This is a genomic window from Streptomyces sp. NBC_01275 (assembly GCF_026340655.1).
Taxonomy (GTDB): Bacteria; Actinomycetota; Actinomycetes; order Streptomycetales; family Streptomycetaceae; genus Streptomyces.
The window spans coordinates 4,789,703-4,803,990 of record NZ_JAPEOZ010000001.1 but is presented as its reverse complement, the minus strand read 5'-3'; the positions used below and the strand labels follow the sequence as shown (position 1 = coordinate 4,803,990).

Here is a 14,288-nt window from a genome sequence, read left to right as displayed (position 1 = left end):
TCTCTGGTCTGCGTCGATCGACCGGTGGGAGCTGCTCTGAACTCTCACCCCACCCAACGGATCCTAAGGGGCGTGCATTCCCGGTGTGTCCGGGCACACGAAGGGAGGACCTCGTAGGGGAGAGGCGACGGGAGACGCCATGCAGGAAGGGGCCGACGCGTCGCGCGTCAGCTTCGGGTGTAGGAGTCCTTCAGCAGCACCTTGGCGGTGCCGGTCGAGGGGTGCTGCACGCAGGTCGCGTCCATGAGATAGACGGTGATCCGGGTGCTGTCGGAGGCGTCGGGCAGCACCACGAGCAGGGCGTCCCTTCCCTGGTACGTGCCCTCCTCGGTGGCGAGAGCCGCGTCGCTCTGTCCGATGCCCTTCTGCACACAAGGGGGGACCGTGGGCTCCCGGAGAATCTTGGGCGTCGCGGAGTCGGGCTCGTTCTCGACGCCCAGGCTGTGCGGGGCGCGGGAGCCGGAGGACTTGCCGAGGAGATCGGTGACCTGTTGTTCCAGACTGCTCGCGGCGAACGTGTCGGCGGCCGTGGACTGTTGCCCATGCGCCGATCCGCCCGGTCCCCCGCCGCCCGTCAGCGACGACACCAGGACGGAACCGAGCCCCAGGGCGGCAACCGTGAAGACGGTGCCCAGGACGGCGACCTTGCGGCGTCCGGCCCGCTTGCGGTCCTTGTGGTCCTTGCGGCCGGGTCCGGTGGAGGCGGTGCGGGCGTGCCCCGTGGGTCGGGCCGTCGCGGCCGTTGTTTCACGTGAAACATGGAGAGCGCCTGCGTCGGCTGCGAGAGCGGTACTCGTCTTCGCCGCGTCCTCGTTCTCCGTCGTCGCTCCGCCTTCCGGAGCCGTGGCGGTCAGGAGAGCCTCGGCGGCGAGGGCGGCATCGATGCGCTGGGCGATCTCGTCCGGCATGCGCGGCGGACCGGGGAGCGTGCCGAGCAGACCGCGGATCTCCTCCAGGGAGGCGTGCACGTCCGCGCAGAGTGCGCAGGCGTCCAGGTGCCGACGGACGTCGGCGCTCCGGGAGGGGGCGAGCAGGCCCTCGGCGAGGTCGGAGATCTCCGCGACGTCCGGGTGCCCGGTCGTGTCCGTCGTGGATGTCACGCTCGCCCACCTCCGCCCTTCACAGCAGCTGAATCGCCTGTCCCGGCGCTGTCCGGACCCTCGTCACGAGGTTCCGCTGCCGGTGGGACGGATGTCCCCTGCGCCCGGTTCCGTCCTGCGCCTCTTTCTCTGTCGTCGCCGGTGTTTTCCGGCCGCAGATGGGTGAGCAGCGGCAGAAGTCTGGCTCTGCCTCGGGCACAGCGGCTCTTCACTGTTCCGGTCGGCACGTCGAGGATGCGGGCGGCCTCGGCGACCGGGTAGCCCTGCATGTCCACCAGGACGAGGGCGGCCCGCTGGTCGGGCGGGAGCGTGCCCAGCGCCTCGAGGAGCTGGCGGTGCAGATCATTGCGCTCCGCGGGGGCCGAGGCCGACTCGTGTGGCTCCAGCAGCTGCTCCAGGCGCTCGGCGTCGTCGACCGGCGAGGTCTTGCGGGAGGCCATCTTGCGGGCCCGGTCCAGACAGGCGTTCACCGTGATGCGGTGGAGCCATGTGGTGACGGCGGACTGGCCTCGGAAGGTGTGGGCGGCCCGGTAGGCGGACACCAGGGCGTCCTGGACGGCGTCAGCGGCCTCCTCGCGGTCTCCCAGCGTCCGCAGGGCCACCGCCCAGAGCCGGTCGCGGTGACGCCTTACAAGCTCACCGAAGGCCTCGGGGTCGCCCTCGACATGGCGGGCGAGGAGGTCCTGGTCGTTCGCCGCGTCATATCCGGCGCCTTCCGCCATCGGACCTCCTCCCCCTCCGGTGAGACGTCAGCCCGTGAACTTCACGTCCGTGATGGCCTGCTTGTAGCCGGTGCCGCTGTACTGGTCCTGCCCCGAGTAGGGCGCGGCGGTGATCCATACGAGAACGTACCGCGTCTTCACCGGCGTCTTGGCGGAGATCTTCAGTTCTTCACCGTTGGTCCGACCGTCGGCGATCTTCTTCATGGAGCTGAGCGAAGCCGACGACGAGAGCGAATCGGCCGCGTACAGCGTGGCCGCCGTGTACGGGCCGCCGTAGTGCAGCCCTATCGAAGCGGCCGACACGCTCTGCGCGGAGCCGAGGTCGTAGACGATGCCCACGCCCTGCTTGTACGGGGCCAGCACCGGCCCGGCTTCGAAGGAGTACGACCGCCAGTACGTGGAGCTGTCGCCGTCGTAGGTGAGCTTCGCGTCGCCGGCGTGCTGGGGCTTGCCGTCCGGGTAGTACTCGGCGGCGTCCTGGATCTTGAGCGTCTTGACCGGCTTGGGCGCGGCGCTGTTCTTGTCGCCGTCGTCGGTGGTCTGCGTCTTGTTCGTCTCGTCGGACTTGCTCTGGTCCATCAGGGCGTCCGCGAGCTGCCAGCTGCCCAGGCCGAGGGCGGCGATGAGCAGCGCGGAGACCGCCCACTTCAGCGCCCGGCCGGTACGGCTCTGCAGCGGGGGCGGCGGGGTCGGCACCGGCTGGGTGACGCCCGGATGCGGTGCGGGGCGGCCGTAGGTGCCCTGCTGGTACGTCGTGCGCTGGTACTCCGGGGGTGCGGTGAACGCGGGCTCCGGCGGGCGGATGCGGGGCATCTCGCTGATCGCCTTCACCAGTTCCTCCGGCGTGGTGCACGCGGCCTCGTGCCGGGAGGCGGTCGCCCCGTCGTTGACGAGGGCGCGCATGGCCAGCTCCGACAGGCCCCGGTGGACGCCGGCGCGTACCTGGTCGGGGGCGATCAGCCCGACGTCCTTGGGCAGCCCGGACAGGCCGTAGGCGTCGTTCTCGTACGGCCAGCGCTGGGTGAGCGACGCGTACAGCAGGGCGCCGATCGCCTCGGTGTCGGTGCGCTGCGGGGTGTCTGAGGTGATGCCGCGCAGGGCGGCGTTCACGGCGAGGCCGCGGATGCGCCACTGGCCCGAGGAGGTGCGCAGCACGGCGTTGGGGTTCAGGCGCAGATGCGACAGGCCTTCGCGGTGCGCGGCGGCCATGGCGGAGGCGATCTGACTGACCATCTGGTAGGCGTCGTGGGGCTCCAACGGGCCGGCCGCGAACAGCGCGGTCAGCTCGGTGGCGTCGGGCAGCCACTCGTGGACGACGTAGACGAGGTCGTTCTCCTCGACAGCGTCCAGCACCTGCACGAAGCGAGGGTCGCCGAGCAGCGCCGAGGAGCGGGCCGCGGCCAGCACCGAACGCGCCCGGACATGGTCCGCCGGCAGCACGTGGACGCCCACGGCACGACGGAGTTTCTCGTCGACCGCTCGCCAACTGCTGAAGCCGTCCAGACGGGTGACGCACTCTTCGAGGCGGTAGCGTCTGGCCAGTTTGTGCCCGCTGTGCAGTTCTGGCGCCGAGGCCTTCTCGAGACGTTCGGTCCCGTCGCTCCCCTGTGCCTCGTCGCTGTCCGTGTCCTGCTCCCGGTTCTGGGCCACCCCGTCGGCCGTGGACTGGTCCGCCTGCGCGGTCAGCGGTTCGTCACCGCTGTTGTCTGCCACGTCGACGGCAGCCGTACTCCGTTCCGCCACCGTCGTTCCTGCCTCCCCATCCATTGCGCGCCGTTCGACCTCGTGCGCGCCGTCCGACGCCGAACCCAATTGTGCCCACAGTCCGCCGCTATGCACGACACGCGGCGGTGGACGATGGTTGTGCGCCTACCCCCTGTCTCAGCGACCCAGGCGTCCGCGCACCATACCGACGAGCGAGTTGAGCTCCTCGATGCGCATGCGGCGGGCGGCGACGAAGAAGGTGCCGAGCAGCAGGGCCCCGCCCGCGAGCAGTGCGGCGAAGGAGCCGAGAACACCCTGCCCCAGGGTGTGTCCGATGCCGTAGCAGGCGGCGCCGCTGAGCAGCGCCGCCGGTACGGAGGCGATGCACAGCCTGGCGTACGTCCGCAGGACGTGGGAGCCGTCGAGGTCGCCGCCGAGCCGCTTGCGCAGCCGGTTCCAGGCGACGCCGACGCCGATCGCGTACGCCAGTCCGTAGGCGGCGGCCATCCCGGCCACCGCCCAGCGGGCCGGGAGCACGAAGTAACAGACCGCCGAGGCGGTCGCGTTGACCGCGGCCACGATGACGGTGTTGTAGAAGGGCGTGCGGGTGTCCTCGTAGGCGTAGAAGGCGCGCAGGACGACGTACTGCACGGAGTAGGGGATCAGGCCGAGGCCGAAGGCCATCAGCATGAAGCCCATGTTCGTGGCCTCGCTGGTGCCGGAGGAGCCGAAGATCAGGGTGCACATCGGGATGCCGAGTGCGAGGAAGCCGAAGGAGATGGGCACGATCGCGACGGCGGTGGTGCGCAGTCCCTGGGAGATGTCGTCGCGGACGGCGCCGGCGTCGCCCTCGGCCGCCGAGCGCGAGATGCGGGGCAGCAGGGCGGCCATCAGGGAGACGGTGATGATGGCCTGCGGCAGGCCCCAGATCAGCTGGGCGTTGGCGTAGGCGGCGAAGCCGGTGCCGTCGACGGGCGAGTCTTTGCCGGCCGCGGTGGACAGCTGGGAGACGACGATCGCGCCCGCCTGGTTGGCGAGGACGAACAGGAAGGTCCACTTGGCGAGGGTCACGGCCTTGCCGAGACCGTGGCCCCGCCAGTCGAAGCGCAGCCGCAGCCGGAAGCCCGTCTCGCGCAGGTACGGGATCATCGCCAGGGCCTGGACGACCAGGCCCAGCAGCACGCCGACGCCGAGGAGCCGCTCGCCCTCCGGCGGGATGGACGTGACCTTCATGCCGGAGTCGGCGGCGGTGCCGTAGACCCAGATGAACATGCCCAGCGTCACGATGATGACGATGTTGTTCAGGACCGGCGTCCACATCATCGCGCCGAACTTCCCGCGCGCGTTGAGGATCTGCCCCATCACGACGTGGACGCCCATGAAGAAGATCGAGGGCAGGAAGTAGCGGACGAAGGTGATGCCGACCTGGTTGGCCGCCGGGTCGCTGGCGACCGGGTCGGACAGAAGGCGGATCAGGACGGGGGCGCCGGCGACCGCGCCGACCGTGAGCACGCCCAGCGCCACCATGACCAGGGTCAGCAGCCGGTTGGCGTACGCCTCGCCGCCGTCCTCGTCCTCCTTCATGGCCCGCACGAGCTGCGGGACGAAGACGGAGTTGAGGCCGCCGCCGACGGTCAGGATGTAGATCATCGTCGGCAGCTGGTAGGCGACCTGGAAGGTGTCGCCGAGCAGGCCGACGCCGAGGGCAGAGACGATCAGCGCGGAGCGGACGAAGCCGGTGAGGCGCGAGACCATCGTGCCTGCCGCCATCACCGCGCTGGACTTCAGCAGGCCCGAGGCCCGGCCGCCCTTCTTCGCGGCGGGAGTGGGCTCCGGGGCGGGCGTCGCGGCCGGCGTGGCCGTGAGGTTCATGGTCTGGTCGGCCGCCGGTGACGGAGCCGCCGGCGACTGGTACTGCGGCGCGACCGGCGCCGCTGCCGGGCCGGGAACCGACGGGGACTGCGCCGACGGGTGGGCGCCGCCCTGCTGCTGGTCCCGGAAGAGATGCGCGAAGGCGTCGGGCTCGTGCCGGTCCTCGCCGGAGTGCGTCACCAGGTCGTCCACGCCCACGAACTGGGTCGTGCGCGGGTTGTCGCCGTACGGCAGGTACTGGGTCGGGCCCTCCGGCTCGGGCGCCGGGGTCTGCGCCCACACCCGCGGGTCGGGTGCGTAGGGAGACTGCGGAGGCTGCCCGTACAGCGGCTGCTGCGGCGGGTACGCCTCCGGGGGCGGCGGGGGGTGCGCGGCGCGGTCGTAGAGCGCCTCGGCGACCGGGTCCTGCGCGGTGAGGTCCTGGGCCCGGTAGGGATCCTGGTCGTAGGCGTCCTGGAGGTACATGTCCGCGGGGTGCTGCGGCGGCACCTGGCCGTGCTCGGGCGGCGGGCCCTCGGGATACCCCGAGCTGCCCGCGGCCTGGCCGCGGTCACCGTCGTACGGCGCGTTCATGGTTACCCCACCTCATCGTCCCGGGCCCACCGGCCACGACATCCTCAACGGTCCACTCTCTCACCCGTCCCGGAAGGGTCGGTGCTTTCCGCTGCGGTGTCCGGTGTCTCGTCACTCGGCTGCTCCGGGTCGTCTGCCCCGGACCGGGCGACGGACTCTTCCTCGGGACACTCCTGCGAGCCCCCGGGGTCCGCCGTGCGCTCCGCGTGCCCTGCGTGCTCCGCATTCTCCACGGTCGGGCCGTCGGCGGTCTCGTCCGTCTCGTCGTCGGGACCCTCCTCCTCGGCCGCCCGGGCAGCGGCCCGCTTGCGCTGGGTGTACATCCGGAAGCCGGCCAGCACGAGCAGCAGCACGCCGCCGCCGATGACGAGCATCACGGCGGCCGTGATCTCGGTGACCTTCACGTCGAAGTTGACCGGAGCGCCGTACGCCTGGCCGTCCTCGGTGAACAGCTGGGCGGTCAGGGTCGTCTTGCCGTTGACGTTGGCGGACGTGGTGAACTTCACCGTCGTGCTGTGCCCGCCGGAGACGGCGATGGACTGCTGGATGTAGGACTTGTCGTCGAACTCCAGACGGGTCGGGTTCGTCGAGGTGATCCGCAGCACCAGGTGGTCGACGCCCTGTACCAGGTTGTTCTGCACGGTCACGGGGATCGTCGCGCTGCGCCCGGAGAGCTTGGTCTCCGACTTGTCGATCAGCTTGACCTGGTCGGCGAGCGAGACGAGGTAGGTCCGCACGTCCTCGCGGAAGGTGCTCGCCGCCGTGGCCCGGCCCCGCCACGAGGTGGACATCTCACGGTTGACGGCCCGCCCGAACGGGGTCACCACCCGGGACTCGTCGGTGAGGATCACCTTGAAGTTGTCGAGCTTGTCCTGGGTGGCCGCGATCTGCTCGAAGGCCGACCGCGGCAGCTCCTGCTTGCGCAGCGAGGAGGGGTAGGCCGATCGAGACGGCACCTTCGTGGTGGCGCCGGAGTCGGGCTTGGCCTTGGCGGCCGCCGTGAGCTGCTGTGACTGCGACCACGTGCCGCCCTCGAGGGCCGTGACCGCCGCCGCCATCGCCTGGGCCTGGCTCGCGGTCGGCATGCGCTGCGGGGCGACGACGATGCTGCGCTGCTTGTCCGTCTGCATGTTCAGCGCCAGGCTCTGCGCGAGGAACGCCTGCACGGCCAGCGTGGACGCGGAGGCCTTCGTCAGATCGCCCTGGAACGCCTTGGACAGCCGCGCGTCCGCGACCACCGCCGTGGTGCCGCCGCCGATGGGCCGGGCCGCCGAGGGGGTGTAGGACAGACCGCCGGTCTCCTTGAGGCTGTCGTTGCGCGCGATCACCTGGTCGGCGCCGGCGGAGGTGGCGACCTTGACGATCGACGGATCCACCGCTCCCTCCACCGGCCAGGCGAAGTCGGTGCTGGGCGTCACGTGCAGGATCGTCTCCACCGTGGTGGCGGCGACGTCGGTGGCGGCCTTGAGCTGGCTCAGCGAGCCGGTGACGCCGGTGCCGTTGTGGGCGAGAGAGGCCAGGTCCGGGTCGCCGAAGGGCAGGGCGACGACCTCCTTGTCCAGCACCGCCTGCTGCAGCTCGGCGAGCCACTGCTTGGCGACGGTCTGATGCGTGCCGGCCGTGGTGGTGTCGCCGTCGCCCCGGATCCGGTAGCTGCCGGTCATCGCGTCGACGGAGGCCAGCAGGTCCGGGTCGATCACCCAGGTGACGTCGAGTTCCTTGCCCAGGCTCAGAAGCTGGTCCAGGCGGCCGCCCGGAGAGATCTCCTTGGCCAGGTCGTCGTTGAGGAAGACCGGCGTCTGCTGCGCGTTCGAACCGGTCTCGGCCGTCATGTGGACGGTGGAGACCAGCGGCCACAGCACGGTCGTCTTCGTCGCGGTGTCCGCCTGATCCGGCTGCCACGGCAGGAAGGTCCGCTGGATGCCCAGCAGCTGCTCCCACGGCTGCGCCGAGGTCTCGCCCGACAGGGAGACGCCCAGCGGGTAGACGCCGTCTCCGCCCAGGTCGAGCTCGTCGACCGGCACGGAGATGCTGAAGTGCTCGGCCACGCCCGGTGTGAGCTTGGAGAACTCGGCGACGTACTTGCCGCCCACCTCGGGGCCGTCGTTGCCGGAGAGGTCGTCGGCGTGACCGGCGAGGTCGTCGATCGACGAGCGGGTCGTCAGCACCGATCCCACCCGCAGCCCCACGTGGGCGTCGGTGACCGCCTGCTTGCCTTCGTTGGTCACCGTGCCGGAGACGGTCAGGGTGTCCCCGTCGGCGGGGGTCTGCGGGCTGAGCGAGTCGACGGAGACGGCCACCGTGCCCGTGTCGGAGGCGGCCTTGGCGGAGATCTGTTCGGCGGCGTCCGCGGATGCGGCGGGCAGCTGGAGCAGACCGGCCAGCAGAGGCGCCCCGGCGAGCAGTACGCCGGTGCGCCGCAGCCACCGGCGGGCAGGTGAGGGACTCGTCCCCGGGAAGTCTGCCGCCTCGGCCACGCGTTCGCCCGTCCCTCGTCGTCGTCAGTGGTCGTCGGAATGTGCGTCCACGCATGGTAACGATGCGCGCTGAGGGGAAGTGCCGCGGACTGGTCCACAAGATCAGGGAAGACGGCCGAGCTGTCCCCTATATGCCCGTATGAGGGCGAGTGGCTGTGAACTTCCTCAAACACTGACCTTGCGCGCTTTCGGGTGGGGTGTCCACCCCTGTTAAACCGGGCGCTCGCGGCCTGCCGGGCCACGTACCCTTTTCTGTTGTGCCGAACGCCAACGAAGACAACCTCAGTGCCCTGAGCCAGGTGCAGCACCGCGCGGTGAGCGAACTGCTGCGCGTCGCGCCTGTCGCCGACGACCTCGCCCGCCGTTTCCAGGAGGCCGGGTTCTCCCTCGCCCTGGTCGGCGGTTCGGTCCGGGACGCGTTGCTCGGCCGGCTCGGCAACGACCTGGACTTCACCACGGATGCCCGCCCCGAGGACGTCCTGAAGATCGTCCGGCCGTGGGCCGACGCCGTGTGGGAGGTCGGGATCGCCTTCGGCACCGTCGGGGTGCAGAAGGAGGCTCGCGTCGGCGACGTCGACCGACGCTTCGAGATCGAGGTGACCACCTACCGCTCCGAGGCCTACGACCGGACCTCGCGCAAGCCCGAGGTGTCCTACGGCGACTCCATCGAGCAGGACCTCGTCCGGCGTGACTTCACCGTGAACGCGATGGCCGTGGCGCTCCCCGAGAAGGAGTTCATCGACCCGCACGGCGGCCTCGGCGACCTCGCGGCGCGAGTGCTGCGCACTCCGGGCACGCCCGAGGACTCCTTCTCCGACGATCCGCTGCGGATGATGCGTGCGGCTCGCTTCGCCGCCCAGTTGGACTTCGAAGTCGCTCCCGAGGTCGTCGCGGCTATGACGGAGATGGCCGACCGCCTCGAGATCGTCTCCGCGGAGCGTGTACGGGACGAGCTGAACAAGCTGATCCTGTCCACGCACCCGCGCAAGGGCCTGGCGCTCCTGGTCGACACCGGGCTCGCCGACCATGTCCTGCCGGAGCTGCCGGCCCTGCGTCTGGAGAGCGACGAGCACCACCGTCACAAGGACGTCTACGAGCACACGCTGATCGTCCTGGAGCAGGCGATCGCGCTGGAGGAGAACGGCCCCGACCTCGCCCTGCGGCTCGCGGCGCTGCTGCATGACATCGGCAAGCCCCGTACGCGCCGGTTCGAGACGGACGGCCGTGTCTCGTTCCACCACCACGAGGTGGTCGGGGCGAAGATGACCAAGAAGCGCATGATGGCGCTCAAGTACTCCAATGAGCTGGTGAAGGACGTCTCGCGGCTGGTCGAGCTCCACCTGCGCTTCCACGGCTACGGCACTGGCGAGTGGACGGACTCCGCGGTCCGTCGCTATGTCCGTGACGCGGGGCCGCTCCTCGAACGTCTCCACAAGCTGACCCGCTCGGACTGCACGACCCGGAACAAGCGCAAGGCGGCCTCGCTCTCCCGCGCGTACGACGGGCTGGAGGACCGGATCGCTCAGCTGAAGGAGCAGGAAGAGCTCGACGCGATCCGTCCCGACCTCGACGGCAACCAGATCATGGAGATCCTGGGCATCGGTCCCGGCCCGGCCATCGGCAAGGCGTACAAGCAGCTGCTGGAACTTCGCCTGGAGCACGGGCCGATGGAGTACGACGCGGCGGTGGCGGCGCTCAAGGAGTGGTGGACCCAGCAGGACTGAGGCTGCGAAACGGGGTCATGTTTCACGTGAAACATGACCCCCGGCGGACAGTGAAGGGGCGGTGTTTCACGTGAAACACCGCCCCTCTCCACACTGCCTTACTTCGAGTAGTCCTTCAGGCAGAGCAGGAAGTCGCTGCCGTCACCGCTCTCGGTGTACGAGTACTGGAAGTCCTTGGCCTTCTCCGCGCACTTGCTGTCGGCCGTGAGCGCGGTGTACGAGCCCTCGACCTTGGCCAGCACGATGTACTGCGCCTTAGAAGAGCTGCACTCGACGACCTCGAGGTCGGGGTTGTCGTCGCTGCTGCTGCCGCGGTGCATGCAGTCGCCGACCGCCGCCGTGTCGGCGTCGTCCCGGCTGGCTATGTAACCGCCGATGGCCACGCCGATGACGGCGATGACGACCACGATGTTCTTGATCGTCTTGAAGCTGAGCTTGCGGCGGGGCTGCTCCGGCGGGACCGCGCCATAGGGTGCGGCGGGGTAGCCGGGCTGGCCGGGCTGGCCGGGCTGGCCGGGCTGCTGCGGGTAGCCGGGCTGCGGCGGGTACGGTGCCTGGCCCTGGGGCTGCTGGCCCTGCTGGGCGAATGGGTTCTGGCCCTGGGGCGGCGGAGTCGACACTTGGGGTCCCCCTAAGAACTTGGACGTGTGGCTCGAAAGCAGATGCACTGTAAGACGCACGTAAAGTACCGGGACCCACTGACAACCTTGAAGTCGAGGGGCAGTCTGTGTCATTGATGTGACACTTACTGGCGCTCAAAGCGGGCCATAGCGCCAGCAATTGCTCCGTAGATAACGGCGACCGTGACCACCAGCGCGACCGAGCGACCGTCAGGCGGCAGCATCAGGGCGGCCACAGCGGCGGCGCCGACGAAGGCGACGTTGAACAGGACGTCGTAGAGGGAGAAGATCCGGCCGCGGAAGCCGTCCTCCACGGAGGACTGGACGACGGTGTCCGTGGCGATCTTCGCGCCCTGGGTGACGAGCCCCAGGACGAACGCCGCGACGAACACGCTGACTTCGGCGAACGGCAGCATCAGGGCGAGCTCCAGGACGGCGGCGGCCGTGGAGCAGACGACGATCCAGCGGCCCGGGCCCAGTCGTCCCACCGCCGACGGGGTCACCACGGCCGCGACGAAGAAGCCGACGCCGGAGATGCCCACGGCCAGCCCGAGCAGGGCCAGTCCCTCGTCCGTGCCGGACGACCAGGCGTACCGGCAGAGCATCAGCACCATGACCGTCAGAGCGCCGTAGCAGAAGCGCATCAGCGTGATCGAGCCGAGCGCCCAGGCGGCCTCCCTGCGCTGAGGCGCGGTCAGATGGCGTACGCCGGCCGCGAGGCCGTGTGCGGTGCCCTTGAGGGCGGCCGTCAGCCGCTGCGGAACCTGCTCACGGTCGGGCCCGAGCAGATCCGCGGCCATCGTCAGCGAGACGAGCGCGGCGCACAGGTAGAGCGCGCAGCCCAGCAGCACGACCGCGGCGTCGGAGTCGGCGACCACCAGCCGGACGACGAAGGCGAGACCGCCGCCCGCGACCGCGGCCAGCGTTCCGGCGGTCGGGGAGAGGGAGTTGGCCATCACCAGGCGCTCGGCGTCGACCACGCGCGGCAGCGCCGCGGAGAGACCGGCGAGGACGAAGCGGTTGACCGCGGTGACGCACAGCGCGGAGACGTAGAAGAGCCAGTCGGGGACGTGGCTGAGCATCAGCACCGCCGTCGCCGACGCCAGCACGGCGCGCAGCAGATTGCCGTAGAGGAGGATCTGTCGGCGGCGCCAGCGGTCCAGCAGGACGCCGGCGAAGGGGCCGATCAGGGAGTACGGCAGCAGCAGGACCGCCATCGCGGAGGCGATCGCGCCGGCCGAGGTCTGCTTCTCCGGGGAGAACACGACGTACGTGGCGAGCGCGACCTGGTAGACGCCGTCGGCGCACTGGGAGAGCAGCCGTACGGCGAGCAGGCGACGGAAGTTCCCAAAGCGCAGCAGGACGCGCAGATCACGGACGACGGACATGGGGCACAGCCTCACATACGTGCAGGCCCCCGGATCACATGACCCGGGGGCCCTCGTCAGCCCTGGCAGGAGCGAATTTTCAGCGGGGTGTCGGGTTAGCGCTCGACCTCGCCGCGGATGAACTTCTCGACGTTGGCGTAGGCCTCGTCGTCGAAGTACTGAACCGGCGGGGACTTCATGAAGTACGAGGACGCCGACAGGATCGGGCCGCCGATGCCGCGGTCCTTGGCGATCTTCGCGGCGCGCAGGGCGTCGATGATGACGCCAGCCGAGTTCGGGGAGTCCCAGACCTCGAGCTTGTACTCCAGGTTCAGCGGGACGTCGCCGAAGGCGCGGCCCTCGAGGCGGACGTACGCCCACTTGCGGTCGTCCAGCCACTGCACGTAGTCCGACGGACCGATGTGGACGTTCTTCTCGCCCAGGTCGCGGTCGGGGATCTGCGAGGTGACGGCCTGCGTCTTCGAGATCTTCTTCGACTCGAGGCGGTCGCGCTCCAGCATGTTCTTGAAGTCCATGTTGCCGCCGACGTTGAGCTGCATGGTGCGCTCGAGACGGACACCGCGGTCCTCGAACAGCTTCGCCATCACACGGTGCGTGATGGTGGCGCCGACCTGCGACTTGATGTCGTCGCCGACGATCGGGACGCCCGCCTCGGTGAACTTGTCCGCCCACTCCTTGGTGCCGGCGATGAAGACCGGGAGGGCGTTGACGAACGCGACCTTGGCGTCGATGGCGGCCTGGGCGTAGAACTTCGCCGCGTCCTCGGAACCGACGGGCAGGTAGCAGATCAGCACGTCGACCTGCTTGTCCCTGAGGACCTGGACCACGTCGACCGGGGCCTCGGCGGACTCCTCGATGGTCTCGCGGTAGTACTTGCCGAGACCGTCGAGGGTGTGGCCGCGCTGGACCGTGACGCCCTTGTTCGGGACGTCGCAGATCTTGATGGTGTTGTTCTCGCTGGCACCGATGGCGTCGGAGAGGTCGAGGCCGACCTTCTTCGCGTCGACGTCGAACGCGGCGACGAACTCGACGTCACCGACGTGGTAGTCGCCGAACTGCACGTGCATCAGGCCCGGGACCTTGGACGCCGGGTCGGCGTCCTTGTAGTACTCGACGCCCTGTACCAGCGAGGCGGCGCAGTTGCCCACGCCGACGATGGCTACGCGAACCGAACCCATTCCGGTTGCTCCCTGTGTGATTCGAGGTGAGGCCCTGACTGGACCTCATGTGGTGGTGTCGTCGGACGGATCCGTCCCGGGGGTGTCCCCGGGACGGGGCAGGCCGCCCGCCGCTCCAGATGTGGTGTTCTGCTGTGCGGACCCCCCCGGGACGGAACCCTTCAGGTCCCGTCCGGCCCGCTCGCTCTCGATGAGCTCGTTCAGCCAGCGCACTTCGCGCTCCACGGACTCCATTCCGTGGCGCTGGAGCTCGAGCGTGTAGTCGTCGAGGCGCTCCCGGGTGCGCGCCAGGGAGGCGCGCATCTTCTCCAGACGCTCCTCCAGCCGGCTGCGGCGGCCCTCCAGTACGCGCATGCGAACATCGCGCGACGTCTGCCCGAAGAAGGCGAAGCGTGCGGCGAAATGCTCGTCCTCGTACGCGTCGGGCCCCGTCTGCGAGAGCAGTTCCTCGAAGTGCTCCTTACCTTCAGCCGTCAACCGGTAGACGATCTTGGCGCGACGCCCGGTGAGCGGTGCGGCGAGGGCGTCCTCGGTCGTGTTCCCCGGTTCCTCGATCAACCAGCCGTTGGCGACGAGCGTCTTGAGGCAGGGATACAGCGTCCCGTAGCTGAACGCACGGAACACACCCAGTGACGTGTTGAGCCGTTTGCGCAGCTCATACCCGTGCATAGGGGACTCGCGGAGCAGGCCGAGTACGGCGAACTCGAGGATCCCGGAACGCCGGCTCATCGTCGCCTCCTCCTGGCCTTATCTCGCGCTGATGTATCGACTCGATACATCACGACGATAGAACGGCCTTCCGGATGGGACAAGTGGGGAGACGGTGAACGGGATCACATCACCGATTCGTTGCAGGCGACTTGCCTGATTTGAGGTGAACCTCGGGGCAAGGCAGGTTTTGACGGTGCGTAGTCTGTGCGCCATGCACAC

10 protein-coding genes are annotated in these 14,288 nt (G+C 69.6%); 1 reads left to right on the top strand and 9 read right to left on the bottom strand.

Features of this window, described 5'->3' with window-relative positions; translation table 11 throughout:
• Positions 1–167 precede the first annotated feature (167 nt).
• The 5 genes from OG562_RS21140 to OG562_RS21120 all read right to left on the bottom strand — a co-directional run bounded on the left by OG562_RS21140 (position 168) and on the right by OG562_RS21120 (position 8,448).
• Positions 168–1,100 carry an anti-sigma factor gene (locus OG562_RS21140; RefSeq protein ID WP_266400047.1) on the bottom strand — a complete coding sequence of 311 codons (933 nt, stop codon included), beginning with the start codon at positions 1,098–1,100 and terminating at the stop codon, positions 168–170.
• Complete coding sequence (gene sigM / locus OG562_RS21135; RefSeq protein WP_266400044.1) at positions 1,097–1,822, bottom strand: RNA polymerase sigma factor SigM; 726 nt, start codon at positions 1,820–1,822, stop codon at positions 1,097–1,099. Before sigM ends, OG562_RS21140 begins: the two co-directional genes overlap by 4 nt.
• 27 nt (positions 1,823–1,849) lie before the next feature.
• Entirely contained in the window at positions 1,850–3,565 is a 1,716-nt protein-coding gene (locus OG562_RS21130) for a protein kinase family protein (RefSeq protein WP_266400041.1), read from the bottom strand.
• Between the two features lie 138 nt (positions 3,566–3,703).
• Positions 3,704–5,971 carry a murein biosynthesis integral membrane protein MurJ gene (gene murJ / locus OG562_RS21125; protein WP_266400038.1) on the bottom strand — a complete coding sequence of 756 codons (2,268 nt, stop codon included), beginning with the start codon at positions 5,969–5,971 and terminating at the stop codon, positions 3,704–3,706.
• Positions 5,972–6,015: 44 nt separating this feature from the next.
• A complete protein-coding gene (locus OG562_RS21120; protein ID WP_266400036.1) occupies positions 6,016–8,448 on the bottom strand; it encodes a DUF6049 family protein in 2,433 nt (810 codons plus the stop codon).
• A 257-nt stretch (positions 8,449–8,705) separates the two neighbouring features.
• Between OG562_RS21120 and OG562_RS21115 the strand changes: the two genes are divergently transcribed.
• Complete coding sequence (locus OG562_RS21115) at positions 8,706–10,172, top strand: CCA tRNA nucleotidyltransferase (protein ID WP_266400034.1); 1,467 nt, start codon at positions 8,706–8,708, stop codon at positions 10,170–10,172.
• A gap of 98 nt (positions 10,173–10,270) precedes the next feature.
• On the opposite strand, the gene OG562_RS21110 is transcribed toward OG562_RS21115, so the two are convergent.
• The 4 genes from OG562_RS21110 to OG562_RS21095 all read right to left on the bottom strand — a co-directional run bounded on the left by OG562_RS21110 (position 10,271) and on the right by OG562_RS21095 (position 14,087).
• The gene (locus OG562_RS21110; protein WP_266400032.1) at positions 10,271–10,792 is read right to left on the bottom strand and encodes a hypothetical protein; all 522 of its coding nucleotides are present in this window, start codon (positions 10,790–10,792) and stop codon (positions 10,271–10,273) included.
• Between the two features lie 125 nt (positions 10,793–10,917).
• Entirely contained in the window at positions 10,918–12,180 is a 1,263-nt protein-coding gene (locus tag OG562_RS21105) for an MFS transporter (protein WP_266400031.1), read from the bottom strand.
• 95 nt (positions 12,181–12,275) lie between these two features.
• Positions 12,276–13,358 carry an inositol-3-phosphate synthase gene (locus tag OG562_RS21100; protein WP_266400029.1) on the bottom strand — a complete coding sequence of 361 codons (1,083 nt, stop codon included), beginning with the start codon at positions 13,356–13,358 and terminating at the stop codon, positions 12,276–12,278.
• Between the two features lie 45 nt (positions 13,359–13,403).
• Positions 13,404–14,087, bottom strand: coding sequence for a PadR family transcriptional regulator (locus OG562_RS21095; protein ID WP_266400027.1), 684 nt, complete (start codon positions 14,085–14,087; stop codon positions 13,404–13,406).
• Positions 14,088–14,288 lie beyond the last annotated feature (201 nt).

Bases quoted from the DNA above. Each gene is read 5' to 3' on its own strand.
- sigM (WP_266400044.1), bottom strand. From the start codon at position 1,822: ATGGCGGAAGGCGCCGGATATGACGCGGCGAACGACCAGGACCTCCTC.
- murJ (WP_266400038.1), bottom strand. From the start codon at position 5,971: ATGAACGCGCCGTACGACGGTGACCGCGGCCAGGCCGCGGGCAGCTCG.
- OG562_RS21105 (WP_266400031.1), bottom strand. From the start codon at position 12,180: ATGTCCGTCGTCCGTGATCTGCGCGTCCTGCTGCGCTTTGGGAACTTC.
- OG562_RS21100 (WP_266400029.1), bottom strand. From the start codon at position 13,358: ATGGGTTCGGTTCGCGTAGCCATCGTCGGCGTGGGCAACTGCGCCGCC.
- OG562_RS21095 (WP_266400027.1), bottom strand. From the start codon at position 14,087: ATGAGCCGGCGTTCCGGGATCCTCGAGTTCGCCGTACTCGGCCTGCTC.